Origin of the sequence: Stenotrophomonas sp. CASM101, assembly GCF_049384845.1 — a bacterium.
Taxonomy (GTDB): domain Bacteria; phylum Pseudomonadota; class Gammaproteobacteria; order Xanthomonadales; family Xanthomonadaceae; genus Stenotrophomonas; species Stenotrophomonas hibiscicola.
Genome location: NZ_JBMRFR010000007.1, coordinates 126787 through 152319 on the forward strand (window position 1 = coordinate 126787; position 25533 = coordinate 152319).

24 protein-coding genes are annotated in these 25533 nt (G+C 66.5%); 16 read left to right on the plus strand and 8 right to left on the minus strand.

Annotation, left to right across the window (positions count from 1 at the left end; genetic code table 11):
* Positions 1 to 29: 29 nt before the first annotated feature.
* Positions 30 to 1214, minus strand: a complete 1185-nt coding sequence (locus VG543_RS12360) for a pyridoxal phosphate-dependent aminotransferase (protein ID WP_155030147.1) — start codon at positions 1212 to 1214, stop codon at positions 30 to 32.
* 205 nt (positions 1215 to 1419) lie between these two features.
* Between VG543_RS12360 and VG543_RS12365 the strand changes: the two genes are divergently transcribed.
* The 8 genes from VG543_RS12365 to hslU all read left to right on the plus strand — a co-directional run bounded on the left by VG543_RS12365 (position 1420) and on the right by hslU (position 8899).
* The gene (locus VG543_RS12365) at positions 1420 to 3531 is read left to right on the plus strand and encodes a S9 family peptidase (protein WP_423178607.1); all 2112 of its coding nucleotides are present in this window, start codon (positions 1420 to 1422) and stop codon (positions 3529 to 3531) included.
* Positions 3532 to 3585: 54 nt separating this feature from the next.
* Positions 3586 to 4011 carry a YbaN family protein gene (locus VG543_RS12370; protein WP_019660705.1) on the plus strand — a complete coding sequence of 142 codons (426 nt, stop codon included), beginning with the start codon at positions 3586 to 3588 and terminating at the stop codon, positions 4009 to 4011.
* An 82-nt stretch (positions 4012 to 4093) separates the two neighbouring features.
* The gene (gene lptM, locus VG543_RS12375; RefSeq protein ID WP_031270510.1) at positions 4094 to 4366 is read left to right on the plus strand and encodes an LPS translocon maturation chaperone LptM; all 273 of its coding nucleotides are present in this window, start codon (positions 4094 to 4096) and stop codon (positions 4364 to 4366) included.
* Entirely contained in the window at positions 4359 to 5210 is an 852-nt protein-coding gene (gene dapF, locus VG543_RS12380; RefSeq protein ID WP_111102111.1) for a diaminopimelate epimerase, read from the plus strand. The genes lptM and dapF overlap by 8 nt, the downstream gene beginning before the upstream one ends.
* A complete protein-coding gene (locus VG543_RS12385; protein WP_423178606.1) occupies positions 5207 to 5881 on the plus strand; it encodes a DUF484 family protein in 675 nt (224 codons plus the stop codon). The genes dapF and VG543_RS12385 overlap by 4 nt, the downstream gene beginning before the upstream one ends.
* Positions 5882 to 5897: 16 nt before the next feature.
* Positions 5898 to 6794, plus strand: a complete 897-nt coding sequence (xerC, locus tag VG543_RS12390) for a tyrosine recombinase XerC (protein ID WP_423178605.1) — start codon at positions 5898 to 5900, stop codon at positions 6792 to 6794.
* Positions 6795 to 6879: 85 nt separating this feature from the next.
* Entirely contained in the window at positions 6880 to 7431 is a 552-nt protein-coding gene (gene hslV, locus VG543_RS12395) for an ATP-dependent protease subunit HslV (RefSeq protein WP_005411093.1), read from the plus strand.
* A 94-nt stretch (positions 7432 to 7525) separates the two neighbouring features.
* The gene (gene hslU, locus VG543_RS12400) at positions 7526 to 8899 is read left to right on the plus strand and encodes an ATP-dependent protease ATPase subunit HslU (protein WP_026347094.1); all 1374 of its coding nucleotides are present in this window, start codon (positions 7526 to 7528) and stop codon (positions 8897 to 8899) included.
* Between the two features lie 96 nt (positions 8900 to 8995).
* Here hslU and VG543_RS12405 read toward each other — a convergent pair whose 3' ends face one another.
* Together VG543_RS12405 and smeT are read right to left on the minus strand one after the other, a co-directional pair.
* On the minus strand, positions 8996 to 9988 hold the full coding sequence (locus tag VG543_RS12405; RefSeq protein WP_423178604.1) for a Gfo/Idh/MocA family protein: 993 nt from the start codon (positions 9986 to 9988) through the stop codon (positions 8996 to 8998).
* A 46-nt stretch (positions 9989 to 10034) separates the two neighbouring features.
* The gene (smeT, locus tag VG543_RS12410) at positions 10035 to 10694 is read right to left on the minus strand and encodes an efflux transporter SmeDEF transcriptional repressor SmeT (protein WP_423178603.1); all 660 of its coding nucleotides are present in this window, start codon (positions 10692 to 10694) and stop codon (positions 10035 to 10037) included.
* Between the two features lie 206 nt (positions 10695 to 10900).
* On the opposite strand from smeT, the gene smeD reads away from it, so the two are divergent.
* The 3 genes from smeD (at position 10901) to smeF (ending at position 16712) form a co-directional block, all read left to right on the plus strand.
* Complete coding sequence (smeD, locus tag VG543_RS12415; RefSeq protein ID WP_155030142.1) at positions 10901 to 12085, plus strand: multidrug efflux RND transporter periplasmic adaptor subunit SmeD; 1185 nt, start codon at positions 10901 to 10903, stop codon at positions 12083 to 12085.
* A gap of 12 nt (positions 12086 to 12097) precedes the next feature.
* Positions 12098 to 15220: a multidrug efflux RND transporter permease subunit SmeE gene (smeE, locus tag VG543_RS12420; RefSeq protein WP_423178602.1), complete on the plus strand. Its 3123-nt coding sequence runs from the start codon at positions 12098 to 12100 to the stop codon at positions 15218 to 15220.
* Between the two features lie 91 nt (positions 15221 to 15311).
* Positions 15312 to 16712, plus strand: a complete 1401-nt coding sequence (gene smeF / locus VG543_RS12425; RefSeq protein WP_423178601.1) for a multidrug efflux RND transporter outer membrane subunit SmeF — start codon at positions 15312 to 15314, stop codon at positions 16710 to 16712.
* Between the two features lie 83 nt (positions 16713 to 16795).
* Here smeF and VG543_RS12430 read toward each other — a convergent pair whose 3' ends face one another.
* From VG543_RS12430 to VG543_RS12445, 4 genes are all read right to left on the minus strand, one after another.
* On the minus strand, positions 16796 to 17218 hold the full coding sequence (locus tag VG543_RS12430; RefSeq protein ID WP_032961193.1) for a low affinity iron permease family protein: 423 nt from the start codon (positions 17216 to 17218) through the stop codon (positions 16796 to 16798).
* A 67-nt stretch (positions 17219 to 17285) separates the two neighbouring features.
* Positions 17286 to 17621 (minus strand): hypothetical protein, encoded by a 336-nt coding sequence (locus VG543_RS12435; protein WP_021203904.1) that lies wholly within the window; start codon positions 17619 to 17621, stop codon positions 17286 to 17288.
* A gap of 75 nt (positions 17622 to 17696) precedes the next feature.
* On the minus strand, positions 17697 to 17957 hold the full coding sequence (locus VG543_RS12440; RefSeq protein ID WP_021203905.1) for a hypothetical protein: 261 nt from the start codon (positions 17955 to 17957) through the stop codon (positions 17697 to 17699).
* Positions 17958 to 18155: 198 nt separating this feature from the next.
* On the minus strand, positions 18156 to 18608 hold the full coding sequence (locus VG543_RS12445) for a nucleoside deaminase (protein ID WP_423178600.1): 453 nt from the start codon (positions 18606 to 18608) through the stop codon (positions 18156 to 18158).
* 80 nt (positions 18609 to 18688) lie between these two features.
* Between VG543_RS12445 and ubiE the strand changes: the two genes are divergently transcribed.
* From ubiE to VG543_RS12465, 4 genes are all read left to right on the plus strand, one after another.
* The gene (ubiE, locus tag VG543_RS12450) at positions 18689 to 19450 is read left to right on the plus strand and encodes a bifunctional demethylmenaquinone methyltransferase/2-methoxy-6-polyprenyl-1,4-benzoquinol methylase UbiE (RefSeq protein WP_019660690.1); all 762 of its coding nucleotides are present in this window, start codon (positions 18689 to 18691) and stop codon (positions 19448 to 19450) included.
* A gap of 182 nt (positions 19451 to 19632) precedes the next feature.
* On the plus strand, positions 19633 to 21561 hold the full coding sequence (locus VG543_RS12455; RefSeq protein WP_049450433.1) for a M1 family metallopeptidase: 1929 nt from the start codon (positions 19633 to 19635) through the stop codon (positions 21559 to 21561).
* Between the two features lie 127 nt (positions 21562 to 21688).
* Positions 21689 to 22420 (plus strand): hypothetical protein, encoded by a 732-nt coding sequence (locus tag VG543_RS12460; RefSeq protein ID WP_008265071.1) that lies wholly within the window; start codon positions 21689 to 21691, stop codon positions 22418 to 22420.
* Entirely contained in the window at positions 22420 to 23040 is a 621-nt protein-coding gene (locus tag VG543_RS12465; RefSeq protein ID WP_134730128.1) for an HAD family hydrolase, read from the plus strand. Before VG543_RS12460 ends, VG543_RS12465 begins: the two co-directional genes overlap by 1 nt.
* 219 nt (positions 23041 to 23259) lie before the next feature.
* Here VG543_RS12465 and VG543_RS12470 read toward each other — a convergent pair whose 3' ends face one another.
* Positions 23260 to 24198: a carbohydrate kinase family protein gene (locus VG543_RS12470; RefSeq protein ID WP_019660686.1), complete on the minus strand. Its 939-nt coding sequence runs from the start codon at positions 24196 to 24198 to the stop codon at positions 23260 to 23262.
* A 283-nt stretch (positions 24199 to 24481) separates the two neighbouring features.
* On the opposite strand from VG543_RS12470, the gene VG543_RS12475 reads away from it, so the two are divergent.
* Complete coding sequence (locus VG543_RS12475; protein ID WP_005419402.1) at positions 24482 to 25528, plus strand: rod shape-determining protein; 1047 nt, start codon at positions 24482 to 24484, stop codon at positions 25526 to 25528.
* The last annotated feature ends 5 nt before the right edge of the window (positions 25529 to 25533 follow it).

Sequence of the window (25533 nt, forward strand, 5' to 3'; positions counted from 1 at the left end):
GGCAGGATGCCGCCGGGCATGGCCCGGCGCTACCGGAAATGCTTCAACCCACGCGCGATCCGCTCCACCGCCTCCTGCAATCGCGGCACTTCCTGGGTATAGGCCAGGCGCACGTGCTGGTTGGCACGATGGAAGCCGAAATCCAGCCCGGGCGTGAATGCCACATGCTCGGTTTCCAGGAAGTGGGCGCAGAACGCCTGCGCATCGTCGGTGAACGCGCTGACGTCTGCGTACAGGTAGAACGCGCCCTGCGGCTCGACCTCGATACGGAAGCCCAGCTCACGCAGTGCGGGCAGCAGGAAGTCGCGACGCTGGCGGAACGCTTCGCGGCGCTGTTCGAAGATCGCCATCGATTCCTCGCTGAAACAGGCGAGGGCGGCATGCTGGGCGATGCTCGAGGCGCTGATGTACAGGTTCTGCGCCAGCTTCTCCAGGTCCGGTACCGCGGCCGGCGGTGCCACCAGCCAGCCCAGCCGCCAGCCGGTCATGCCGAAATACTTGGAGAAGCTGTTCAGCACGAACGCGCTGTCATCCACCTGCAGCACGCTGGGCGCATCCAGGCCATAGGTGAGGCCGTGGTAGATCTCGTCCACCACCAGGTGGCCGCCCCGCGCGTGCAGGGCCTGCGACAGTGCGGCCAGATCGTCGGCGGAAAGCACGGTGCCGGTCGGGTTGGCCGGTGAGGCGACCAGCGCGCCGACGCTGTCGGCATCCCAGTGCTGTTCCACCAGTGACGGGGTCAGCTGGTAGGCGGTCTCCGGCCCGACCGGTACCAGTTGCGCACCGCCTTCCACCAGGCGCAGGAAGTGGCGGTTGCACGGATAGCCGGGGTCCGCCAGCAGCCAGTGGCGGCCGGGATCGACCAGCAGGCTGCTGGCCAGCAGCAGCGCACCGGACCCACCCGGTGTGACCAGGATGCGTTCAGGGTCGATATCCAGCCCGTAATGGCTGCGATAGAAGCCGCTGATGGCCTCACGCAGAGCCGGCAGGCCACGTGCGGCGGTGTAGCGGGTATGACCGGCGGCCAATGCGGCCTGGCCGGCGCGCACGACAGGTTCGGCGGTGGTGAAGTCCGGTTCGCCGATTTCCAGGTGGATCACATCGTGGCCGGCCTGCTCCAGCGCCTGTGCGCGGGCCAGCAGGGACATCACGTGGAATGGAGCGATTTCATGGCTGCGCCGGCTGTAGCCCGGCGTGTGGGGCAGGGTGCTCATGTGCCCATGGTACGCCGCGCGTCTGGGTCATGCGTTCTGGTAGTGCCGGCCGCCGGCCGGCATTCCGACCGTCTCCGGGTTCGTGAGGTTGCTGGCCAGCGGCCGGCACTCCCCATGACGATCCGCAGGGTTGCCCGCAGCCCTCCTGCAACCCAGACTCGGGCACAAGGACGCCATTGCATTGCAGTTCAAGGAACCCCACTACATGAAATCCACTCTCTGCCTGTTGCTCGCCAGCCTGATGACCACTACTGCCACCGCCGCCACTCCGCCTGTTCCGCCGGATGCCGCCAAGCATCCGCATGTGGTCAAGGCGCCGTTCGGCGCGACCCGCAACGATGACTATTACTGGCTGCGCGACGACAAGCGCGAGAACAAGGACATGCTGGCCTACCTGCAGGCCGAGAATGCCTACGCGGACCAGGTGCTGGCGCCGCTCAAGCCGCTCGAAGACACCCTGTACAAGGAGATCGTCGGCCGCATCAAGCAGGACGATTCCAGCGTGCCGGCGCGTGAGCGCGGCTACTGGTACTACAGCCGTTTCGAGACCGGCCAGGATTACCCCATCCACGCACGCCGCAAGGGCAGCATGGAGGCCGCCGAGGAAATCCTGCTGGACGTCAATACGATGGCTGCGGGCAAGGGCTACTTCAGCGTCGGCTCGATGGAGGTCAGCCAGGACAACCAGTTGCTGGCCTGGGCCGATGATGATGTCGGCCGCCGCCAGTACACGATCCGCTTCAAGGATCTGGCCACCGGCAAGGTGCTGCCCGATGTGATCACCGGCAGCTCCGGCGACCTGGTCTGGGCCGACGACAACCGCACCGTGCTGTATGTCGAGAACGATCCGGAAACGCTGCTCACCGTGCGCGTGAAGAAGCACGTGCTGGGCACTCCAGCCAGCGCCGACACCGTCGTCTACGAAGAGAAGGACGACAGCTTCTACATGGGCATCGGCCGCACCCGCGACGATCGCTTCATCACCATCGGCGTGCACAGCACCGTGTCCTCGGAAGAGCGCTATGCACCCGCCAGCGACCCGACCATCTTCACCGTGCTGGCCCCGCGCCAGCGTGACGTCGAGTACGACGCCGACCATTACGACGGCCGCTGGGTGATCCGCACCAACGACGGTGCGAAGAATTTCAAGCTGGTCACCGCACCGACCGATGCCACCTCGCGTGCGCAATGGAAAGACTGGATCGCGCATGACGATGCGGTGTTCATCGAAGGCTTCGAACTGTTCGACGCGTACACCGCCATCGCCGAACGTTCCGAGGGCCTGGAGCGCATCCGCCTGCTGTTCAAGGATGGCCGCAGCGACTACGTGAAGGCTGATGAGCCGGCGTACTCGATGGGCCTGGGCGACAACACCGAGGCCGATACGCCGTGGCTGCGCTACGTCTACACCTCGATGACCACCCCGACCACGGTGTTCGAGCTGAACACCGCCACCGGCGAGCGTCGCCAGCTGAAGGTGCAGCCGGTGATCGGCTATGACGCCTCGAAGTACGAAACCGACCGCGTCTGGATCACCGCGCGCGATGGCGTGAAGGTGCCGGTGTCGCTGGTCTACCGCAAGGGCTACCAGAAGGATGGCAAGGGCGCGCTGTTCCAGTACGCCTATGGCAGCTATGGCATGTCGATGGATCCGTACTTCAACCAGACCGCGGTGAGCCTGCTCGACCGCGGCGTGGTGTATGCCATTGCCCATATCCGCGGCGGCCAGGAAATGGGCCGCGACTGGTACGAGAACGGCAAGCTGCTGCACAAGCAGAACACCTTCAACGACTTCATCGACGTCACCCGCGGCCTGGTCGCACAGGGCTGGGCGGCGAAGGATCGTGTCGCCGCGTCCGGCGGCAGCGCCGGTGGCCTGCTGATGGGCGCGGTGGCCAACCAGGCCCCGCAGGATTACCGGGTGATGGTGGCGCAGGTCCCGTTCGTCGACGTGGTCACCACCATGCTCGACCCGACCATTCCGCTGACGACCAACGAATACGATGAGTGGGGCAACCCGGAGCAGAAGCCGTATTACGACTACATGCTGTCCTACTCGCCCTACGACAACGTGAAGCGGCAGGCGTACCCGGCGCTGTTCGTGGGTACCGGCCTGTGGGATTCGCAGGTGCAGTACTGGGAGCCGGCCAAGTGGGTGGCCAAGCTGCGTGACGACAACACCGGCCACTACCCGATCCTGTTCCGCACCAACATGGAAGCCGGCCACGGCGGCAAGTCGGGGCGCTTCCAGCGCTACCGCGAGCTGTCCGAGTCGTACGCGTTCGTGCTGCAGCAGCTGGGCATCGCCCAGCCGTGATCGCGACAGGGTGCCGGGCGCTGCCTGGCACCCTGAACCGGTATCCTTGCGGCCATGAGCGCGCCAGATCCTTCCGCCCCTCGCGATGCCGCCACGCCTCCGCGCGTGGTGCGTTTCCGCTGGGCGTGGTGGCTGCTGGCGTATGTCAGCCTCGGCACCGGCATCGTCGGCATCTTCGTGCCGGGCCTGCCGACCACCGTATTCATCCTGATTTCGGCCTGGGCCGCCTCGCGTGGCTCCGAGCGCCTGCACAACTGGCTGCTGCAGCATCCACGCTTCGGCCCGGCCATCGCCAACTGGCAGGCACACGGGGCGGTCAGCCGCTACGGCAAGTGGATGGCCACGATCACCATGGCGGTATGCGCCGCCATCATGCTGTGGTGCGTACCGATTGCCTGGGTGAAGTGGTTCTCGATCGGCAGCATGACCGTGGTGGCGATCTGGCTGTGGACGCGGCCGCTGCCGCCTCCCGAGGATTGAGCGCCTGCGGTAGTGCCGGCCGCTGGCCGGCAACCCGATTCCCTGCACCAACCGCTCAGCCGCCAATGGCTATACTCGGGGCATGAAGATCCCCCATCGAAACGCCATCCTGATTCCGCTGGCAGCGGCCTCGCTGCTGCTCCTCGCCGCCTGCGGCAACAAGGGCCCGCTGGTACTGCCGCAGAAGCCGGTGCCGGTGGAAGAAACCGTCGAACCCGCTGCCGAGCCCGCCACCGAGGCGACCCCGGCGGAGGCCCAGGGCGCCGTTGCCCCCGCCACGACCGTCGACCCGGCTGCAACGACCACTCAGCCGGCACCCGCGCCAGCGAAGAAGGCGGGCAGCGGGGATGAGTAAGGCCAGTTCCACGGCGCTGCGCTTCAGCAAGATGCACGGCGCGGGCAATGATTTTGTAGTGATCGACCTGCGTGACGGCACCGCGCCGCCTACGCCCGAACTGGCCGCGCGCCTTGCCGACCGCCACACCGGCGTCGGCTGCGACCAGATCCTGACCATCGAAGCGCCGCGTGTGGAAGGGTCGGTGGCCTCGTACCGCATCTGGAATGCCGACGGTTCCAATTCCGAGCAGTGCGGCAATGGCGCACGCTGCATCGCGGCCTGGCTGGTGCGCCAAGGGAGTGCGCAGGGCGATGCGTTCGTCATCGACAGCCCGCTGGCCAGCCATGAAGTGAAGGTGCTCGGTGACGGACAGTTCGCCGTAACCATGGGCGTGCCTGCCTTCGAGCCGGCCAATGTGCCGCTGATGGGCTTCGCCCATCCGCGCGAGGAATACCTGCTGCCGCTGCAGGGCGAAAGCGTGCGCTTCGCCGCAGTGTCGATGGGCAACCCGCATGCGGTGATCGAAGTCGGCCTGATCGATGCCGCTCCGGTTGAACGCGTGGGTTCGCTGCTGCAGCAGCACGCGTCGTTTCCGCGCTCGGTGAACGTGGGCTTCGCCCAGGTGATGGGCCCGGCGCACGCCCGCCTGCGCGTGTTCGAGCGCGGCGTCGGCGAAACCCTGGCCTGTGGCAGTGGCGCTTGCGCCGCTGCGGTGACCCTGATGCAGCGCGGCCGCCTGCAGCGCGATGCCCGCATCAGCCTGCCCGGTGGTGACCTGCGCATCCAGTGGCCGGGGGATGGCCAGCCTGTGGTGATGGCCGGCCCGACCGCATTCGTCTTCGAAGGGGAGTGGATGGCATGAGCGAAACCGTCGACAAGCTCGGGGCCCACGAAGTCGCTGCCTGGTTGCGGCGTCATCCCGGCTTCCTCAAGCAGTTCCCGGACCTGGCCCTGACCCTGGTGGTGCCGCGCGATGACGGCCCGACCGCATCGCTGGCCAGCTACCAGCTGGAAGTGCTGCGCGAGAAGAACCGCGAGCTGGCGCGACGGTTGGCCGACCTGGGCGCGACCGCCCAGGTCAACGAGCGGCTGGCGGTGCGCACGCATCAGCTGACCCTGGCACTGATGAAGCAGGACAATGCGGCCGACACTCTGCGTGCGATGGCCGCTTCGTTGGAGGAAGACTTCGCCGGCGACCTGGTGCGGCTGGTGGTGCATGCGCCGGTGGCCGGGCTGGAACAGGCCGACTGGCTGCAGGTGATCGCCGCCGATGATCCGCTACTGGGTCCGTTCCGCGACTGCCTGAAGGACGGCGAGCCGATCTGCGGCCGCCTGCAGCCGGAGAAGAACGCCGTGCTGTACGGCGCGCGCAGCGAGGAGGTGCAGACCACCGCGCTGCTGCCGCTGCCGGGGGTTGGCCTGATCGCGGTCGGCAGCCATGATCCGAACCGTTTCTACCCGGGCATGGGCACGTTGTTCCTGCGCATGATGGGCGACGCCCTGGCCACTGGCCTGAAGCGCTTCCCGAGCTGAGCAGGGCACGACGGCGATGAGCGCGGTACAGGCGTTCCTGCAGCATCTGCAGGTGGAGCGGCGGATGTCGGCGCACACACTCGACGCCTACCGCCGCGACCTGGACGCACTGTCGGCGTGGGCCGAGCCGCGTGGCGTAGCCGTGGAGGCACTCGATGCCGATGCGTTGCGCCAGTTCGTGGCCGACGAGCATCGCCGCGGCCTGTCGGCCAAGAGCCTGCAGCGCCGCCTGTCGGCCTGCCGCACCTTCTATGCCTGGCTGCTCAAGCACGGCCGCATCGAGGTCAGCCCTGCAGCGACGCTGAAGGCACCGCGCGCACCGCGCCGGTTGCCGCAGGTGCTCGATGCCGACGAAGCCGTACAGCTGGTCGAGCTTGAACCGGAAGGTGAACTCGGCCGACGTGATCGCGCGCTGCTGGAGCTGTTCTACTCCTCGGGCCTGCGCCTGAGCGAAGTCTGCGCACTGACCTGGCGCGACCTGGATTTCGCCAGCGGCCTGGTCAACGTGCTGGGCAAGGGCAACCGCCAGCGCCGGGTGCCGTTCGGCAGGCCCGCACGCGAAGCGCTGCAGGCGTGGCGTGCCGAAAGTGGTGGCGGCCCGGCCTCGCCGGTGTTTCCTGGCCGCAACGGGCCGATCAGCCAGCGCGCAGTGCAGATCCGCATCCGCCAGCTGGCGCAGCGCCAGGGCCTGTTCAAGCAGGTGCATCCGCACATGCTGCGGCACAGTTTCGCCAGCCATATTCTCGAATCGTCCGGCGACCTGCGCGGTGTGCAGGAGCTGCTGGGCCATGCCGACATCGCCACCACGCAGATCTATACCCACCTCGATTTCCAGCACCTGGCCAAGGTCTACGACGCCGCGCACCCGCGCGCGAAGCGCCGACGCAGCAGCGAGGGCAGCGGAGAAAGCTGAACGTTGCCCCTGCGGTGGCCGGTCGCGGGTGGCTTGAAGGGCGCAGCGCAGTCCCCACCTCTGGTTCTGTCACCCCGGAGGCATCATGGACCCCAGTCAGAACCCCAACGTTTTCCACGCCACCACCATCGTCTGCGTCCGTCGCGGCGAGCACGTGGCCATTGCCGGCGACGGCCAGGTCACGCTGGGCCACACCGTGATGAAGGGCAATGCACGCAAGGTGCGCCGCCTTGGCCGCGACGGCCAGGTGCTGGCCGGTTTCGCCGGTGCCGCCGCCGATGCCTTCACCCTGTTCGAGCTGTTCGAGGCCAAGCTGGAAAAGCACGGCCAGCTGCAGCGCGCTGCGGTCGAGCTGGCCAAGGATTGGCGCACCGAGCGCCGCCTCGGAAAGCTTGAAGCCCTGTTGGCCGTGGCTGACAAGGAAACCTCGCTGATCATCAGCGGCACCGGCGATGTGATCGAACCGGAGGACGGCATCATCGCCATCGGCTCCGGTGGCTCGTATGCACTGTCGGCCGCGCGCGCGTTGATGGCACATACCGAACTGGATGCGCGCACGATTGCCAGTGAAGCGATCGGCATCGCCGGCGACATCTGCATCTACACCAACCGCAACGTGGTGGTTGAGGAGCTGTGACCGCTCTTCTGTAGTGCCGAGCCATGCTCGGCAGGGCTGCCCGTCAGCCGAGCATGGCTCGGCTCTACATGCATCTGAATCCGTGAGCACATCCATGTCGAAGATCGAAGTTTCCTCCGCCACCATGACCCCGCGCGAGATCGTGCAGGAACTGGACCGGCATATCGTGGGCCAGCACGACGCCAAGCGTGCCGTGGCCATCGCCCTGCGCAACCGCTGGCGCCGCATGCAGCTGGCGCCGGAGCTTCGCAATGAAGTGATGCCCAAGAACATCCTGATGATCGGCCCGACCGGCGTCGGCAAGACCGAGATCGCGCGCCGCCTGGCTACGTTGGCCAACGCGCCGTTCGTCAAGGTCGAGGCCACGCGCTTTACCGAAGTGGGCTACGTCGGCAAGGACGTCGAGCAGATCATCCGCGACCTGGCCGACACCGCGGTCAAGCTCTATCGCGAACAGGCCAAGGTGCGCGTGCGTACCCAGGCCGAAGAACGCGCCGAAGACCGCATCCTCGATGCGCTGCTGCCGCGTCGTAGCGGCGGCATCGGTTTCGATCCTGAAGTCGCCCGCAACGAACCGTCGGCGCAGGACAACGAGACCCGCATCAAGTTCCGCAAGATGCTGCGCAACGGTGAGCTGGACGAGCGCGAGATCGAGCTCGACCTGGCGGCCAATGTCAGCATGGACATCATGACCCCGCCGGGCATGGAGGAAATGGGCCAGCAGCTGAAGTCGATGTTCGCCAACCTGGGTGGCGGCGCGAAGGCGCACAAGCGCACGCTGACCATCAAGGCCGCGCGTCCGCTGCTGATCGAGGAAGAGGCCGGCAAGCTGGTCAACGAGGACGATATCCGCACTGCGGCAATCGAGGCCTGCGAGCAGCACGGCATCGTCTTCATCGACGAGATCGACAAGGTTGCCAAGCGCGGCGACAACGTGGGCGGTGGCGATGTCTCCCGCGAAGGCGTACAGCGCGACCTGCTGCCGCTGGTGGAAGGCTCCAACGTGTCCACCAAGTACGGCACGATCAAGACCGACCATATCCTGTTCATCGCGTCGGGCGCGTTCCACCTGGCCAAGCCCAGCGACCTGATTCCGGAGCTGCAGGGCCGTTTCCCGATCCGCGTTGAGCTGGGCGCGTTGAGCAAGGGCGACTTCGTGCGCATCCTGACCGAACCGAAGGCCGCGCTGACCAAGCAGTACGAAGCACTGCTGGCCACCGAAGGCGTCAAGGTCAGTTTCACTGCCGATGCCATCGAGCGCCTGGCCGAGATCGCGTTCCAGGTGAACGAGCGCCAGGAAAACATCGGCGCGCGCCGCCTGCATACGGTGCTGGAGCGCCTGCTGGATTCGCTCAGCTACGAGGCACCGGACCGCGATGGCGAAACCCTGGCCATCGACAGCGCCTACGTCGATGCACACCTGGGTGAGCTGGTGCAGGACCCGGACCTGAGCCGCTACATCCTGTAGTGCGCATCGCGGTCGGATCCTTCGCCGTGGCGAGGGCCCTGACTCCATCCGCTGCAACAGAAAAGGCCGCCGCAGGGCGGCCTTTTGCGTTGGCGCTCAGCGCGATTGCCGGGCGCGGTAGGCCTGCAGTACCTGGTCGATCACTGCACTGGTGCGGGCGGCGCTGATGCCGTTCGAGGGCGAGTGCCCGTGGCCGCGCAGTTCGTCCACGACGGAGGCGATCAACGGCTGCTGGACCGATGGCGGGTTCGGGATATCGAATGCCTGCACGCCCGCTTCGGTCTCCAGCACCACCGGAACGTCCTCGAAGGTGGCAAAGCGCAGCTGCCCCAGGTCGCCGGTGATCTCGACCTCGTCCTGTCGGCGGAACGCGCAGAAGCTCCATTGCGCGATGCCGTGCGCCCCCACCCCGGTGCGGAAGCACATCGAGACGCTGTCTTCGGCGGCGTAGGCGCCGGTCAACGAACTGGCCAGGCCGCGCACGTCGCTCAGGGGCCCCAGCAGATGGTCGAGCAGGTCCAGCGTGTGTGAGCCCAGGTCGACGAACAGCCCGCCGCCTGCGATGGCGGGGTTGGTTCGCCAGAAGTCCGGCGATGCGGCAGCCGCCGAATGTGGCCGATGCAGGGTGGCGCGCACGCTGCGCGGCGTACCGATCGCGCCGCTGTCCAGCAGCTGCTTCACCTGTGCGAAGCGGGGCAGGGCACGGCGGTAGTAGGCCACGAACACGGGCACGCCGCTGCGGGCGCTGGCCGCGATGATGCGCTGGCACTCGTCGTGGTCCATGGCCATCGGCTTTTCGATGTAGACCGGCTTGCCTGCAGCAATCGCCTGCAATGCGTAGTGCATGTGCGTGGAGGGCGGTGTTGCAACGTAGACCGCGTTCACCTCCGGATCGGCGATGAGTGCATCGGCGTCCGCGTACCAGCGCGGAATCGCGTGGCGGCGTGCATAGTCTTCGGCCAATGCGGCATTGCGGCGCATGACCGCCACTACCCGTGAGCCTGGCGTGTTGGCCAGGGCCGGCCCGCTCTTCTTCTCGGTGACGCTGCCACACCCGATGAAGCCCCACACCACGTTGTCCAGGATCATCGATCTGCCCTTGCAGGGGGTGCCGCAGTGATGGGAGCAGCCTCGTTCACGCCTCGGGCAGCGGCTCGGGGACGGTGCCGGGAACGAACACACCATCCTTCACGTAGGCGGCCAGGGTCATGTCCAGCGCGAGCATGCCATCGCGCTTGAGGTCCATCAGTTCCGGTTCGACCATCGCGCCGTGCAGCACGCCCAGCACGGTGGCGTGCAGCATGCGTGCGGCGATCTTCGGGTCGGCGCCCTCGCGCAGCTGGCCCAGGTCCTTGGCGCGACGCAGGGCGCGCTCCATCCGGTCCAGCGCATCGCGGAAGCCGGCCTGCTGCATTTCGGTCAGGACCCTGGTGTCGGCCGACGCATCGCTGCGCAGCATGATCTCCATGGTCTTGCGCAGGCGTTCGTCCTCGGACAGCTCGATGAACGAGTGGATCATCACCGCGCGCAGGTCGTGCACCGGGGTGTCGCGCTGGTCGGTGGAGGTGCGCTCCAGTTCCTGCATGAAGGGCAGGTGCACCCGCTGGACGATCGCGGCCAGCACCTCGCTCTTGTTCTTGAAGTGCCAGTACACCGCGCCACGGGTATAGCCGGCGCGGGCGCCGATCATCTCCAGCGTGGTACGGGCCACGCCGTGTTCATGGAAGCAGGCTTCGGCGGCGTCAAGGATGCCTTCCCGGGTTGCCTGGGTGTCCTCTTTGGTCTTGCGGGCCATGGGTAGGTACGAGTGCGGGTGAAACGTGGCTGAATTGTACCGGTTTACAAACAAACAAGCATGTATGTATATTTCGCTCCCATCATTCACGTCGTGTGCGTGGCAGGCCGGTCCGGCTCCCACTCCCGCTGGTGCGCGTTGCCTGCTGGCGCTTTCGGCCTGTATCAGCGCGATTTGAGATTCCTTCCCCTAAGAGCCTTTCCGTCATGTTGCTGAGCCGAATCCGACCCTTTGCACTGTCGCTGGCCATCGCTGCAGCCGTGGCTGCCTGCGGCGGCCAACCCCAGGCCCCCGAGCAGGGCCCGGGTGACGTCACCGTGGTCACGCTGAAGTCCGAAACCGTGGGCCTGACCCGCGAACTGCCGGGCCGTACCAACGCCTTCCTGGTCGCCGAAGTGCGCCCGCAGGTCAACGGCATCGTTGCCAAGCGCCTGTTCACCGAAGGCGGCATGGTCAAGGCCGGCGAGCCGCTGTACCAGATCGAGGACGCCAGCTACCGCGCCCAGGCCAACAGCGCCCGCGCCCAGCTGGCCCGCGCCGAAGCCACGGCCAACGCCGCGCGCCTGAGCGCCAAGCGCATCACCGAGCTGGCCAAGGTCGACGCGGTCAGCCAGCAGGACCTGGAAAACGCCGTCGCCGCGCAGAAGCAGGCCGAGGCCGATGTCGGTGCCGCCAGGGCCTCGCTGGACGCGGCCAACGTCACCCTCGGCTATGCCCGCATCACCGCGCCGATCAGCGGCCGCATCGGCAAGTCCAGCGTTACCCAGGGTGCGCTGGTCAGCGCCGGCCAGGCCAATGCACTGGCGACCGTGCAGCAGCTGGATCCGATCTATGTCGACCTGACCCAGTCCTCGGCCGAGCTGCTGCAGCTGCGCCGCGAACTGGCTGCCGGCCGCCTGCAGGACAACCAGACCCTGCCGGTCAGCATCCTGATGGAAGACGGCAGCACTTTCGAGCACAAGGGCACGCTGGAGTTCTCCGAAGTCAGCGTCGATCCGACCACCGGCAGCTTCGGCCTGCGCGTGAAGGTGGACAACCCGGACGGCCTGCTGATGCCGGGCATGTACGTTCGTGCGGTGATCGGCGGCGGCGTGCGCAGCGATGCGGTGCTGGTGCCGATGCAGGGCATCGCGCGCGATCCGAAGGGCGACACCACCGCGATGGTGGTCGGCAAGGACAACAAGGTCGAAGTGCGCCCGGTCAAGGTCAGCCGCACGGTCGGCGACAAGTGGCTGGTCGAGGACGGCCTGAAGGCCGGTGACAAGGTCATCGTCGAAGGCCTGCAGAAGATCGGCCCCGGCATGCCGGTCAAGGCCACCGAGAAGGGCGCTGCTCCGGCCAAGCCGGCGGCAGCCGCCCAGCCTGCCGCCCCGGCCGGCGACGCGAAGTAAGCGGAGAACTCCATGGCACGCTTTTTCATCGATCGACCCATCTTTGCGTGGGTGATCGCCATCATCATCATGCTCGCCGGCGGCCTGGCCCTGTTCAAGCTGCCGGTCTCGATGTACCCCAACGTCGCACCGCCGGCGGTGGAAATCAGCGCCACCTACCCGGGTGCATCGGCCAAGGTGGTCGAGGACTCGGTGACGCAGATCATCGAGCAGAACATGAAGGGCCTCGATGGCCTGATCTACTTCTCCTCCAACAGCTCGTCCAACGGCCAGGCCACCATCACCCTGACCTTCGAGAGCGGCACCAACCCGGACATCGCCCAGGTGCAGGTGCAGAACAAGCTGCAGCTGGCCATGCCGCTGCTGCCGCAGGAAGTGCAGCGGCAGGGCATCAACGTGGCCAAGTCCAGCTCGGGCTTCCTGAACGTCATCGCGTTCGTGTCCGAGAACGGCAGCATGGACGCCAACGACATCGCCGACTACGTCGGTTCCAATGTCGTCGATCGCCTGAGCCGCGTGCCGGGCGTGGGCAACATCCAGGTATTCGGTGGCAAGTACGCCATGCGCATCTGGCTGGACCCGAACAAGCTGCATACCTATGGCCTGTCCGTCGCGGAAGTGACTGCGGCAATCAAGGCACAGAATGCCCAGGTCGCGATCGGCCAGCTCGGCGGTGCGCCGTCGGTGAAGGGCCAGCAGCTCAACGCCACCATCAACGCACAGTCGCGCCTGCAGACCCCGGAACAGTTCCGCAACATCATCGTGCGCGGCGCGCAGGACGGTGCCGAGCTGCGCCTGGGTGATGTCGCCCGCGTCGAACTGGGTGCCGAGTCCTACGACTTCGTCACCCGCTACAACGGCCAGCCGGCCAGCGGCCTGGCGGTCACCCTGGCCACCGGCGCCAACGCGCTGGATACTGCGGCCGGCGTGGACGCTGCGCTGGAAGACATGAAGAGCTTCTTCCCGGCCGGGCTGAAGGCCGAGATCCCGTACGACACCACCCCGTTCGTGCGCGTGTCGATTAAGGGCGTGGTGCAGACCCTGCTCGAAGCGATCGTGCTGGTGTTCGTGGTGATGTACCTGTTCCTGCAGAACTTCCGCGCCACCCTGATCCCGACCATCGCCGTGCCGGTGGTGCTGCTGGGCACCTTCGGCGTGCTGGCGATGCTGGGCTTCTCGGTGAACATGCTGACCATGTTCGCGATGGTGCTGGCGATCGGTCTGCTGGTGGACGATGCCATCGTAGTGGTGGAGAACGTCGAGCGCATCATGTCCGAGGAAGGACTGTCGCCGCTTGAAGCGACCCGCAAGTCGATGGGCCAGATCACCGGTGCGCTGGTGGGTATCGGCCTGGTGCTGTCGGCGGTGTTCGTGCCGATGGCCTTCATGAGCGGATCCACCGGCGTGATCTACCGGCAGTTCTCGGCCACGATTGTCTCTGCAATGGCGTTGTCGGTGCTGGTGGCGATTGTGCTGACGCCGGCACTGTGCGCGACCATGCTCAAGCCGCTGAAGAAGGGCGAGCATCATGTTGCCCACCGCGGCCTGGCCGGTCGCTTCTTCAACGGTTTCAATCGTGGCTTCGACCGCACCAGCGAAAGTTACCAGCGTGGTGTGCGCGGCATCATCCATCGTCCGTGGCGCTTCATGGGCATCGTGGCGGCGCTGTTCGTGCTGATGGGCGTGCTGTTCGTGCGCCTGCCCAGCTCGTTCCTGCCCAACGAAGACCAGGGCGTGCTGATGGCGCTGGTGCAGGCCCCGGTCGGCGCCACCCAGGAGCGCACGCTGGAATCGATCGCGGCATTGGAGAACCACTTCCTGCAGAACGAGAAGGATGCGGTGGATTCGGTGTTCTCCGTGCAGGGCTTCAGCTTCGCCGGCATGGGCCAGAACGCCGGCATGGCGTTCGTCAAGCTGAAGGACTGGAGCGAGCGTGACGCCGACAATGGCGTGATGCCGATCACCGGTCGTGCGATGGCTGCCCTGGGCCAGATCAAGGATGCCTTCATCTTTGCCTTCCCGCCGCCGGCCATTCCGGAGCTGGGGACTGCCTCGGGCTATACCTTCTTCCTGAAGGACAACAGCGGCCAGGGCCACGAGGCACTGGTGGCCGCACGCAACCAGCTGCTCGGCCTGGCCGCCGGCAGCAAGAAGCTGGCCAACGTGCGCCCGAACGGCCAGGAGGACACGCCGCAGTTCCGCATCGACATCGACGCGGCCAAGGCGACCTCGCTGGGGCTGTCGATCGACCAGATCAACGGCACGCTGGCCGCTGCGTGGGGCAGCTCGTACATCGATGACTTCGTCGATCGTGGCCGCGTCAAGCGCGTGTTCGTGCAGGCCGACCAGCCGTTCCGCATGGTCCCGGAGGACTTCGACCTCTGGTCCGTGAAGAACGACAAGGGCGAGATGGTGCCGTTCAGTGCATTCGCCACCAAGCACTGGGATTACGGTTCGCCGCGCCTGGAGCGCTACAACGGCGTGTCGGCGATGGAGATCCAGGGCGAACCGGCCCCGGGTGTCGCCTCCGGCGATGCCATGGCCGAGATCGAGCAGCTGGCCAAGCAGCTTCCGGCGGGCTTCGGCATCGAGTGGACGGCGATGTCCTACCAGGAACGCCAGGCCGGCTCGCAGACGCCACTGCTGTACACGCTGTCGCTGATGATCGTGTTCCTGTGCCTGGCCGCGATGTATGAAAGCTGGAGCGTACCGACCGCGGTGCTGCTGGCGGCCCCGCTGGGTATCCTCGGCGCGGTGCTGGCCAACACCTTCAAGGGCCTGGAGCGCGACATCTATTTCCAGGTGGCGATGCTGACCACGGTGGGCCTGACCAGCAAGAACGCGATCCTGATCGTCGAGTTCGCCAAGGAAAACCTGGAAAAGGGCGCCAGCCTGATCGAGTCGATCATGCACGCCGTGCGCGACCGCCTGCGCCCGATCGTGATGACCTCGCTCGCCTTCGGCATGGGCGTGGTACCGCTGGCGATCTCCACCGGCGCCGGCTCCGGTGCCAAGCAGGCGATCGGCACCGGCGTGCTCGGCGGCATGATCGTCGGCACCGTGCTCGGCGTGTTCTTCGTGCCGCTGTTCTTCGTGGTGGTGCAGCGCGTGTTCAAGCGCAAATCCGCGACGTAAGCGAAACGGCCATGCCGGCCTCAGGCTGGCGTTACCGAAACGGTAGTGCCGGCCGCTGGCCGGCATGACCTCCTGCCATCCGGCAGTACCGATGGAAGTCATTCCCATGAAAAGTGCATCCCTGTTCCTTTCCATTGCCGCCGCGCTCGCGCTGGCAGGTTGCTCCACCCTGGTGCCGAAGAACACCGCTGTCGCCCCGGCGATCCCGGCGCAGTGGCCGGCCGAGGCCGCGCAGGGCGAGGTGGCCGATGCCGCCGCCGTCGGCTGGCGCGACTTCTTCACCGATGCGCGCCTGCAGCAGGTGATCGAGCAGTCGCTGCAGAACAATCGCGACCTGCGCGTGGCCGTGCTCAACGTTGAACGCGCGCGCGGCCAGTACCGCGTGCAGCGCGCTGATCGCGTGCCTGGCGTGGCCGTCACCGGCCAGATGGACCGTCGCGGTACCGATGCCGGTGTCAGCGAGCAGTTCACCGCCGGCGTTGGCGTGGCCGAGTTCGAGCTGGACCTGTTCGGCCGCGTGCGCAACCTCAGTGAAGCGGCACTGCAACAGTACTTCGCGGTGGCCGCCAACCGCCGCAACGCGCAGCTGAGCCTGATTGCCGAGACCGCAACTGCGTGGCTGACGTATGGTGCCGATGCGCAGCAGCTGAAGATCGCCGAGGCCACGCTGAAGACCTACGAAGATTCGTTGCGCCTGGCCGAGGCCCGCCACGAGCGTGGCGGCAGTTCGGCACTGGAACTGACCCAGACCCGCACGCTGGTCGAGACCGCGCGTACGGACGCAGCACGCCTGCGTGGCCAGCTGGCCCAGGACCGTAACGCGCTGGCGCTGCTGGCCGGTGGCCAGCTCGATCCGGCGCTGCTGCCGGACAGCATCGAGCCGCAGCTGCTTGCATTGGCACCGCCGCCGGCCGGCCTGCCCAGCGACGTGCTGCTGCAGCGCCCGGACATCATGGCCGCCGAACACCAGCTGCTGGCGGCCAACGCCAATATCGGTGCGGCACGCGCGGCGTTCTTCCCGAGCATCTCGCTGACCGGCAGCATCGGCAGTGGTTCGAGCGAACTGTCCAACCTGTTCGACAGCGGTACGCGCGTGTGGAGCTTCCTGCCGAAGATCACGCTGCCGATCTTCCAGGGCGGCAAGCTGCGCGCCAACCTGGCCATCGCCAACGCGGATCGTGATATCGCTCTGGCGCAGTACGAGAAGTCGATCCAGGTGGGCTTCCGCGAAACCGCCGATGCGCTGGCGTTGAATGTCAGCCTGGACGAGCAGGTGCGTTCACAGCAGCGCCTGGTGGAAGCGGCCGAACAGGCCAACCGCCTGTCGCAGGCGCGCTACGACGCGGGCCTGGACAGCTTCGTGGCCCTGCTTGATGCGCGGCGTACCGCCTACAACGCACAACAGACCCAGCTGCAGGCGCAGCTGGCGCAGCAGGCCAACCGCATCACGCTGTACAAGGTGCTTGGCGGTGGCTGGCACGAGCGCAGCTGAAGGACAGCCGGCCAGCGGCCGGCTCTACCTTGATGATCGATGGTAGTGCCGGCCGCTGGCCGGCATTGTCATTTCAGGACCTGCTACACCGCTTCATCGTCGCGCCGCGCTGCATGGCAGGCGCGCACCCGCGCGAGCGCATCGCCGGCTTCGCGCGCCATCTGCTCGTACTCGGCGCGGATCTCTTCCAGGCGTGCCTCGTCCAGTTCTTCCAGATCGAGCAGCTCGTTGTTGGCCTCGGCGGTTGCCCGGATCAGCTCGTCCAGCTTGATCTGCATCGCGGCGGTGTCCGCGTTCTGCGTGTGCTGGATCAGGAACACCATCAGGAAGGTGATGATGGTGGTGCCGGTGTTGATCACCAGCTGCCAGGTGTCGTTGAAGCCGAACACCGGGCCACTGATGCCCCAGATCACCACGATCGCCACTGCAGCCAGGAAGGTCCACGGCGAGCCCGTGGCGGCCGCGGCCTTCTTGGCGATCGTATTGAACAGGTTTCGTGCTTTCATCGTCGTCGTCCCACTCAGGTGACGAGGATGATCGGCAGTGGCGCGTGGAGGCGCCGTGCAGCGGCCGTCAGGCGCGCATGCGTTGCAGTCGTGGCGCCTGCAGGCTGCGCACCGGGCTGCTCTGATAGACGTGCTGCCAGCAGAGGTCGACGAACTCGCGGGCCTGTGCTTCGCTCAGCCGCGGCATGATCTGCAGGGCGTACTGGGTCTGGAACATTTCGTCACGTTCGGCCTCGCTGGCGCGCGGCTGGGTGATCAGCGAATCACAGGCGAACTTGATCCACGGCACGTAGGAGCCGAACGAGTTGTGCGGCAGTGCGCCCTCGGCATGCTGGCGGCGCCAGTGGTCAAGCTCGGCGTCTACGTTGATGACCGGAGGAATGGTGGGGACTTCAGCGTGCATGACAATCCAGTTCGGTTGAGTGGAAAGGGAGTGGGGGTTCATCGGAGTGTGGCGTATCTGCCGGTGCATGCCGCGTCAGCGGGATGTGGAGCCGGTGTGGCGATTGCTGATCAGTTGCGCGTGCTCGACCGCCCCCATCTGCTCGGCCATGGTGGCCATCGCGTTGCACAGTCGCTCGTGATCGCGTGGCTGGCCGCGCACCAGTTCCAGCTGCAGGCCCTGGTAGGCACTCCAGAACGACGCACTGCGCCGGTGCAGCGCGAAGTGCTGCTGCAGGCGTTCGCGGATGGATTCGAGGATCGGGTCGGGCGTAGGTCGTACGGCGTGCGCGCACATGGCTGGCTCCGCCGGGGAAACGAGCCCCGGTAACCCCACCCTAGGCGTGTCAGCCGGGTGGGGTGTTACCGCAGTGTGTGCACGCAGTCCAGCTGACTGTGCGCGCGGTCACGGCAATGGCCGCAAACGCTGTCCGCACTAAGAGGTGGCGGCACTGAAGCGTTCATTAAACGGGTTCAACGGATGACGGTGTGTGGCTCATTCACCGATGTCTTCGTTCCAGATGTCCGGATGGCGGCTGATGAAATCGCCGAGCAGGTCGACGCATTCCTGGTTGTCGAGGTCGATCACGTTGACGCCGTTTTCCCGCAACCAGTGGATGCCGCCCTGGAAGGTGCGCGATTCGCCCACCACCACGGTGCCGATGTTGAACTGGCGCACCAGGCCAGAGCAGTACCAGCACGGTGCCAGGGTGGTGACCATGATCGTGTCCTGGTAACGGCGCTGGCGGCCGGCCTTGCGGAACGCATCGGTCTCGCCGTGCACCGACGGGTCGCCTTCCTGCACGCGGCGGTTGTGGCCGCAGCCAAGCAGGCGGCCGTCGTTGTGGTACAGGGCCGCGCCGATCGGCACGCCGCCCTCGGCCAGGCCCTGGCGGGCTTCGGCGATGGCGGTCTGCAGCAGGGCCTGGTAGTCGGGCGTGGTGATCATGCGGGGCTCCGGTAAGTCGTGGCCCGCCATGATACGGGCAGGGGGTGCCGCTGGCCCCCGGCGGTGCGATAATCGGGGCCATGAGCGAATCCCCCTACAAAGCCGGTACCACCCATTTCGGGTTCCGCGACGTCGCCGCCAAGGACAAGCAGAAGCTGGTCGGCCAAGTGTTCACCTCGGTCGCGCGCAACTACGACCTGATGAACGACCTGATGAGCCTGGGCGTGCACCGGGCGTGGAAGCGCTACTACGTGGCCACCGCGCAGGTGAAGCCGGGCGACCGCGTGCTCGACCTGGCCGGCGGCACCGGCGACATCGCCGCCCTGCTGAAGGAGCGCGTCGGCGCCGAGGGCTCGGTGGTGCTGGGCGACATCAACGCCGGCATGCTGTCGGTCGGCCGTGACCGCCTGACCAACCGCGGCCTGGTGCTCGGCCTGGACTACGTGCAGTGCAACGCCGAAGCCCTGCCGTTCCCGGACAACAGCTTCGATCTGGTCACCATTGCCTTCGGCCTGCGCAACGTCACCGACAAGGACGCCGGCCTGCGCGAGATGTACCGCGTGCTGAAGGTGGGCGGCCAGGCCCGTGTGCTGGAGTTCTCCGAAGTCACCGCGGACTGGTTCAAGCCCATCTACGACTTCCACTCGTTCAAGATCCTGCCGAAGCTGGGCAAGCTGTTCGCCAACGATTCGGACAGCTACCAGTACCTGGCCGAGAGCATCCGCAAGCACCCGCCGCAGGACGAACTGAAGGCGATGATGGCGCAGGCCGGCTTCGAGCGCTGCCACTACAAGAACCTGACCGGCGGCATCGTCTCGATCCACTCCGGCTACAAGCTGTAAGCCCGGTGTCCGGGTAGTGCCGGCCGCTGGCCGGCATCCCCGTGCCCGGTCGTCGTCCGTGCGGATGCCGGCCAGCGGCCGGCACTACCGGTCTGTGGGCCGCCATTACCCCGCACCGCGCAACGCCTGCGCGGCCGGAGGGAGTTACCATTGGGGTTTGATCCCCGTAACGGTCCCGATTCATGCGTAATCCGCTGATGCTCCTTCCGCTGGCCGTGGCCCTGGCCGCCGGCTGCTCCCAGGAGGCGGCCGCGCCCGCCGCCGCCCCGACTGCCGCAAAGGCCCCTGCCGCCCCCGTGAACGCCGAGAACCGCAGCCACGACGAAAGCTCGTACGCCGAGCCGGACAAGGTCGTCATCAAGGACATCGCGCTGGATCTGAAGCTGGACTTCGACCAGAAGCAGATCGGCGGCACCGCCACCTACACCCTGGAATGGAAGCAGAAGGACGCCAGGCAGCTGGTGCTCGACACCCGCGAGCTGACCGTGTCCAAGGTCGAGGCCGTCGCCGCCGATGGCGCGCGCAGCCCGCTGAAGTTCGAGCTGGCCGCCGCTGACAAGGTGTTCGGCAGCAAGCTGACCATCGAGGCCCCGGAACAGCCGGCCAAGGTGGAAGTGAGCTACCACACCGCACCGACCGCCTCGGGCCTGCAGTGGCTGGCGCCGTCGATGACCGAGGGCAAGAAGCTGCCCTTCATGTTCAGCCAGTCGCAGGCCATCCACGCCCGTTCGTGGGTGCCGCTGCAGGACACCCCGAGCGTGCGTTTCACCTACAGCGCGCACGTGGTCTCGCGCCCGGACGTGATGGTGCTGATGAGCGCCGACAACGATCCGAAGGCCGCGCGTGACGGTGACTACACCTTCAAGATGCCGCAGCCGATTCCGTCCTACCTGCTGGCCATCGCGGCCGGCGACCTGGTGTTCGAGCCGATCTCCGGCCGCTCCGGCGTCTGGGCCGAGCCGACCATGGTCAACAAGGCCGCCAAGGAATTCGAGGACACCGAGAAGATGATCGGTGCCGCCGAGAAGCTGTACGGCGAATACCGCTGGGGCCGCTACGACATGCTGGTGCTGCCGCCGTCGTTCCCGTTCGGCGGCATGGAGAACCCGCGCCTGACCTTCGCCACCCCGACCGTGATCGTCGGCGACAAGTCGCTGGTCTCGCTGGTCGCCCATGAACTGGCGCACAGCTGGTCGGGCAACCTGGTGACCAACGCCAGCTGGAAGGACATCTGGCTCAATGAAGGCTTCACTACCTACGTCCAGGGCCGCATCACCGAAGCCCTGTACGGCAAGGAGATGGCCGAGATGGAGAAGCAGATCGACCAGACCGACCTGCTGGCCGAAGTGAAGGACATGAGCCCGGCCGACCAGGCGCTGGCGCTGCCGCCGCTGAACGAGCGCGACCCCGACGAAGCGCTCAGCCAGGTCGCCTACGTCAAGGGTGCATGGTTCCTGGAGTTCCTGGAGCAGCGCTTCGGCCGCGAGACCTTCGATCCGTTCCTGCGCGGCTGGTTCGATGACCATGCTTTCCAGAGCGCGAACACCGACCAGTTCGTCGACTACATGAAGAAGAACCTGCTGCCGAAGAATCCGTCGGCAGTGACCGAGGCCGAACTGAAGGCATGGCTGGACGAGCCGGGTATCCCGGCGTTCGCGGCCAAGGCGCAGTCGCGCAACTTCAGCAGCGTCGATACCGCACGCATCGCCTTTGCCAGCGCCGGCACCGTGCCCAGCAGCCAGGTCATCGCCGACTGGAGCACCCAGGAATGGGTGCGCTTCATCGACGGCCTGGGCGCGACCCAGCCGCTGGACAAGCTGGCCACGCTGGACAAGGCCTTCCACTTCACCGGCACCCCGAATGGCGAAATCGCCATGCGCTGGTACCCGCTGGCGATCCGCAGCGGCTACGAGCAGGCCAATGAAGGCGCGGCGGCATTCATCGAGCGCGTCGGCCGTCGCAAGCTGATCCTGCCGATCTACGCCGAACTGGTGAAGACCCCGAAGGGGCTGGAGCTGGCCAAGCAGGCCTTCGAAAAGGCCAAGCCGGGCTACCACCCGATCACCACCGCCTCGGTCCAGGACATGCTGGCCAAGGCTGAAGCCAAGTAAGCGGTAGTGCCGGCCGCTGGCCGGCAACCGGTCACTGCTTCACCACCAACGGCGGGGAAACCCGCCGTTGGTGTATCCGCTTTTCGCTGCCGATAGAATCGGGATGCACTCGCAAAGGACCTCCGCCATGAAACGACTGATCCTGCTCACCGCCTGCACGCTGGCGCTGGCCGCCTGCAGCAACCCCGAGGAAGAACGCAAGGCGCAGGAAGCCGCCGCAGCCGCCGTGCAGGCGCAGAAGGAGGCCAAGGCCGAAGACGTGGCCAAGCAGTACGACATGGCCGTGGCCGCGCAGGACTGGGAGCGCGCGCGCCTGCACGGCGCCTCGCTGCTGGACCAGTACAAGGACACCGCGGCCGCCGAGCGCATCGCCGCAGGCTTCGACGAGGTCAAGGCCAAGGGCGATGCCGCGCGCGACCTGCGCCGCATGCAGGCGCTGTGGCAGTACAACCAGATCCCGGTGGGCAACAAGGGCAACCAGGTTTCGGCGCAGATCTACAGCAAGGAACGGGTGGACGTGGATGGCAGCGGCGCCAAGCCGGTGCAGCTGGTGTTCCGCGATCATCCGGAGTGGAAGCGGCATGCGTACCTGGTGCTGCAGGCCGGCGATTTCCGTTGCCCGCAGTGCACGGTGAAAGTGACCGTGGACGACGGCAAGCCGGTGTCGATGGCGGCGTGGCGCCCGAAGACCGATGAAGCCATCGCCCTGTTCATCACCGATCAGAAGGCGCTGTGGAAGCTGGCGCGCAAGGGCAAATCGATCAGCATCGAGTTCCCGGTCAAGGCCGGTGGCACCCGCACCGCTGTGTTCGAAACCGGTGGCGTCGACGCCAGCCGCATGCCGCAGTGGTGGCAGTGATCGTTGCGGCGGGCAGCGCCGTGCACGCGTTGTCCGCGATCCGGCACTGGGTGTTCGACATGGATGGCACGCTGACCGTCGCCGTGCATGATTTCGCCGCGATCCGCCGCGCGCTGGAGATCGCGGCCGAGGAAGACATCCTTGACCATATTGCGGCCTTGCCGGACGCACCGGCGCAGGCCAAGCGCGCGTGGCTGCTGGATCATGAGCGCGCGCTGGCCGAGGACGCACTGCCGGCACCGGGTGCGCTGAAGCTGCTGCGCGCGTTGTCGGCGGCAGGCTGCCGGCTCGGCATCCTGACCCGCAATGATCATGCGCTGGCGAAGCTGACCTTGGACGCGATCGGGGTCGGGGCGTTGTTCGACGATGCCGACATCATCGGCCGCGATGAAGCGGTGCCCAAACCCTCACCGGATGGCCTGCAGCAGCATCTGCGGCGTTGGGGGATCGGGGCTGCGGAGGCAGTGATGGTCGGTGACCACGCCTACGACCTGGAGTGCGGCCGTGCCGCAGGCACGCACACCGTGCTGGTCAATCTGCCGGAAAATCCGTGGCCGGGCCGTGCCGACTGGCATTTCGCCGATTGCCGCGCCTTGTTGGCTGCCTGGCAGGGCGCCTGATGATGTAGAGCCGAGCCCACGCTCGGCTGCTCTCCGGTCAGATCGCGCTGGCGCGCGCAAGCCGAGCATGGCTCGGCTCTACAGGAATCAAACAGTGTGTCGACCAAGGTCGACACCTACCAACAGCATTCCCAGCAGCGCATCGGGTGGAAAGCCCCCTTGTTGTTCAAGGGGCGCGCCGAAGGCGCGGGGATAAGGTGGAATGCGCGAGCAATTTGGTTACGCGCTAAGCGCGTAGCCAAATTGCTGCTTGAACTGCTCGTTGAACTCATCGAAAGTGAAGCGCTGGTTCTGCGTGCCCGGGTGTTCGACCTTCAGCGCGCCCATCAGGTTGCCCATGCGGCCGATGGTCAGCCAGTCGTAGCCCTTCTGGATGCCGTAGATCAGGCCGGCGCGGAAGGCGTCGCCACAGCCGGTCGGGTCGACCACGCGGCGCTCGTGCGCCGGCGGGATGTCGTAGCTCTTTTCCGGGGTGTGGATGACCGCACCCTTCGGGCCACGGGTGGTGATGTAGGCCTTGACCCGGCTGACGATCTCCTTTTCGTCCCAGCCGGTGCGCTCCTGCAGCAGGTTCGACTCGTAGTCGTTGACCACCACGTAGTCGGCCTGATCGATGAACGCGCGCAGCTCCGGGCCGTTGAACAGCGGCATGGCCTGGCCCGGGTCGAAGATGAACGGGATGCCGTCCTCGTGGAATTCCTGCGCGTTCTGGATCATGCCTTCGCGGCCGTCCGGGCCGACCAGGCCCAGGGTCACGCCCGGCACGCCACGCACGTGGTTCTCGTAGGAACGCATCATCGCGCCCGGGTGGAAGGCGGTGATCTGGTTGTTGTCGTGATCGGTGGTGATGAACGCCTGCGGGGTGAACAGCTCATCGATCACGCGCACGCGCGACAGGTCGATGCCCAGGCCTTCGAAGTACTCGCGGTACGGGCCGAAGTCCGATCCCACCGTGCCCATCGGGATCGGCTGGCCACCCAGCAGGTGCAGGTTGTAGGCGATGTTGCCGGCGCAGCCGCCGAACTCGCGGCGCATGCGTGGGACCAGGAACGACACGTTCAGGATGTGCACCTTGTCCGGCAGGATGTGATTCTTGAACTGGTCCGGGAACACCATGATGGTGTCGAAGGCAAGAGAACCACAGATCAGAGCGGACATCGATGTAAGCCTATGCGGTGAATTTTGGGGTGGGCCGGCCCGGTTCAGCGGGCAAGCAAACGGCGCCCTTGGGCGCCCGACGGCGCAAAGGTTACCCGCTGGTGCCGCTCAGGGCCAGAACCGGGTGAGACCTGATCAGGCCGAAAGCCTGTGAAGACGCGGGTTCAGCTAGTTTTTTCCTTGCTCGGCGGCAGGCGGGTTGCTAGGCTTGTCGGCCTCGATTTCTGCCCATTTTTTCGCCATCCCGCGGCGGGCACGACACCCCTCAGGACTCCTTCCTCAGATGTTCAAGAAACTCCGTGGCATGTTCTCCAACGACCTGTCCATCGACCTGGGCACGGCCAACACCCTCATCTACGTGCGCGGGCAGGGGATCGTACTGAACGAGCCATCGGTCGTGGCCGTGCGCCAGGACCGTGCCATCGGTGGCACCCGCTCGGTGGCAGCCGTAGGCGCCGAAGCCAAGCAGATGCTCGGCCGTACCCCGGGCCACATCACCACCATCCGCCCGATGAAGGACGGCGTCATCGCCGACTTCACCTACACCGAGGCGATGCTCAAGCACTTCATCAAGAAGGTGCACAAGTCGCGCGTGCTGCGCCCGAGCCCGCGCGTGCTGGTCTGCGTGCCGGCCGGTTCGACCCAGGTCGAGCGCCGCGCGATCAAGGAATCGGCCGAGGAAGCCGGTGCCCGTGACGTGTTCCTGATCGAAGAGCCGATGGCCGCCGCGATCGGCGCCGGCATGCCGGTCACCGAAGCCCGTGGCTCGATGGTCATCGACATCGGCGGCGGCACCACCGAAGTGGCGGTGATCTCGCTCAACGGCATCGTCTATTCGGCCTCGGTCCGCATCGGCGGCGACCGCTTCGACGAGTCCATCACCAACTACGTGCGCCGCAACCACGGCATGCTGATCGGTGAAGCCACCGCCGAGCGCATCAAGGTCGAGCTGGGCTGCGCCTACCCGCAGGCGGAAGTGATCGAGATGGAAATCTCCGGCCGCAACCTCGCCGAGGGCGTGCCGAAGATGATCAAGATCAGCTCCAACGAGGTGCTCGAGGCCCTGCACGAACCGCTGTCGGGCATCGTCAGCGCGGTGAAGCTGGCGCTGGAGCAGACCCCGCCGGAACTGTGCGCCGACGTCGCCGAGCGCGGCATCGTGCTGACCGGTGGCGGCGCCCTGCTGCGCGACCTGGACCGCCTGATCTCCGAGGAAACCGGCCTGCACGTGCAGGTTGCCGACGATCCGCTGACCTGCGTGGCCCGCGGCGGCGGTCGTGCGCTGGAGCTGGTGGACATGCACGGCAACGAGTTCTTTGCGCCGGAATAAGCCGT

Bases quoted from the DNA above. Each gene is read 5' to 3' on its own strand.
- VG543_RS12360 (WP_155030147.1), bottom strand. From the start codon at position 1,214: ATGAGCACCCTGCCCCACACGCCGGGCTACAGCCGGCGCAGCCATGAA.
- VG543_RS12365 (WP_423178607.1), top strand. From the start codon at position 1,420: ATGAAATCCACTCTCTGCCTGTTGCTCGCCAGCCTGATGACCACTACT.
- VG543_RS12370 (WP_019660705.1), top strand. From the start codon at position 3,586: ATGAGCGCGCCAGATCCTTCCGCCCCTCGCGATGCCGCCACGCCTCCG.
- lptM (WP_031270510.1), top strand. From the start codon at position 4,094: ATGAAGATCCCCCATCGAAACGCCATCCTGATTCCGCTGGCAGCGGCC.
- dapF (WP_111102111.1), top strand. From the start codon at position 4,359: ATGAGTAAGGCCAGTTCCACGGCGCTGCGCTTCAGCAAGATGCACGGC.
- VG543_RS12385 (WP_423178606.1), top strand. From the start codon at position 5,207: ATGAGCGAAACCGTCGACAAGCTCGGGGCCCACGAAGTCGCTGCCTGG.
- xerC (WP_423178605.1), top strand. From the start codon at position 5,898: ATGAGCGCGGTACAGGCGTTCCTGCAGCATCTGCAGGTGGAGCGGCGG.
- hslV (WP_005411093.1), top strand. From the start codon at position 6,880: ATGGACCCCAGTCAGAACCCCAACGTTTTCCACGCCACCACCATCGTC.
- hslU (WP_026347094.1), top strand. From the start codon at position 7,526: ATGTCGAAGATCGAAGTTTCCTCCGCCACCATGACCCCGCGCGAGATC.
- VG543_RS12405 (WP_423178604.1), bottom strand. From the start codon at position 9,988: ATGATCCTGGACAACGTGGTGTGGGGCTTCATCGGGTGTGGCAGCGTC.
- smeT (WP_423178603.1), bottom strand. From the start codon at position 10,694: ATGGCCCGCAAGACCAAAGAGGACACCCAGGCAACCCGGGAAGGCATC.
- smeD (WP_155030142.1), top strand. From the start codon at position 10,901: ATGTTGCTGAGCCGAATCCGACCCTTTGCACTGTCGCTGGCCATCGCT.
- smeE (WP_423178602.1), top strand. From the start codon at position 12,098: ATGGCACGCTTTTTCATCGATCGACCCATCTTTGCGTGGGTGATCGCC.
- smeF (WP_423178601.1), top strand. From the start codon at position 15,312: ATGGAAGTCATTCCCATGAAAAGTGCATCCCTGTTCCTTTCCATTGCC.
- VG543_RS12430 (WP_032961193.1), bottom strand. From the start codon at position 17,218: ATGAAAGCACGAAACCTGTTCAATACGATCGCCAAGAAGGCCGCGGCC.
- VG543_RS12435 (WP_021203904.1), bottom strand. From the start codon at position 17,621: ATGCACGCTGAAGTCCCCACCATTCCTCCGGTCATCAACGTAGACGCC.
- VG543_RS12440 (WP_021203905.1), bottom strand. From the start codon at position 17,957: ATGTGCGCGCACGCCGTACGACCTACGCCCGACCCGATCCTCGAATCC.
- VG543_RS12445 (WP_423178600.1), bottom strand. From the start codon at position 18,608: ATGATCACCACGCCCGACTACCAGGCCCTGCTGCAGACCGCCATCGCC.
- ubiE (WP_019660690.1), top strand. From the start codon at position 18,689: ATGAGCGAATCCCCCTACAAAGCCGGTACCACCCATTTCGGGTTCCGC.
- VG543_RS12455 (WP_049450433.1), top strand. From the start codon at position 19,633: ATGCGTAATCCGCTGATGCTCCTTCCGCTGGCCGTGGCCCTGGCCGCC.
- VG543_RS12460 (WP_008265071.1), top strand. From the start codon at position 21,689: ATGAAACGACTGATCCTGCTCACCGCCTGCACGCTGGCGCTGGCCGCC.
- VG543_RS12470 (WP_019660686.1), bottom strand. From the start codon at position 24,198: ATGTCCGCTCTGATCTGTGGTTCTCTTGCCTTCGACACCATCATGGTG.
- VG543_RS12475 (WP_005419402.1), top strand. From the start codon at position 24,482: ATGTTCAAGAAACTCCGTGGCATGTTCTCCAACGACCTGTCCATCGAC.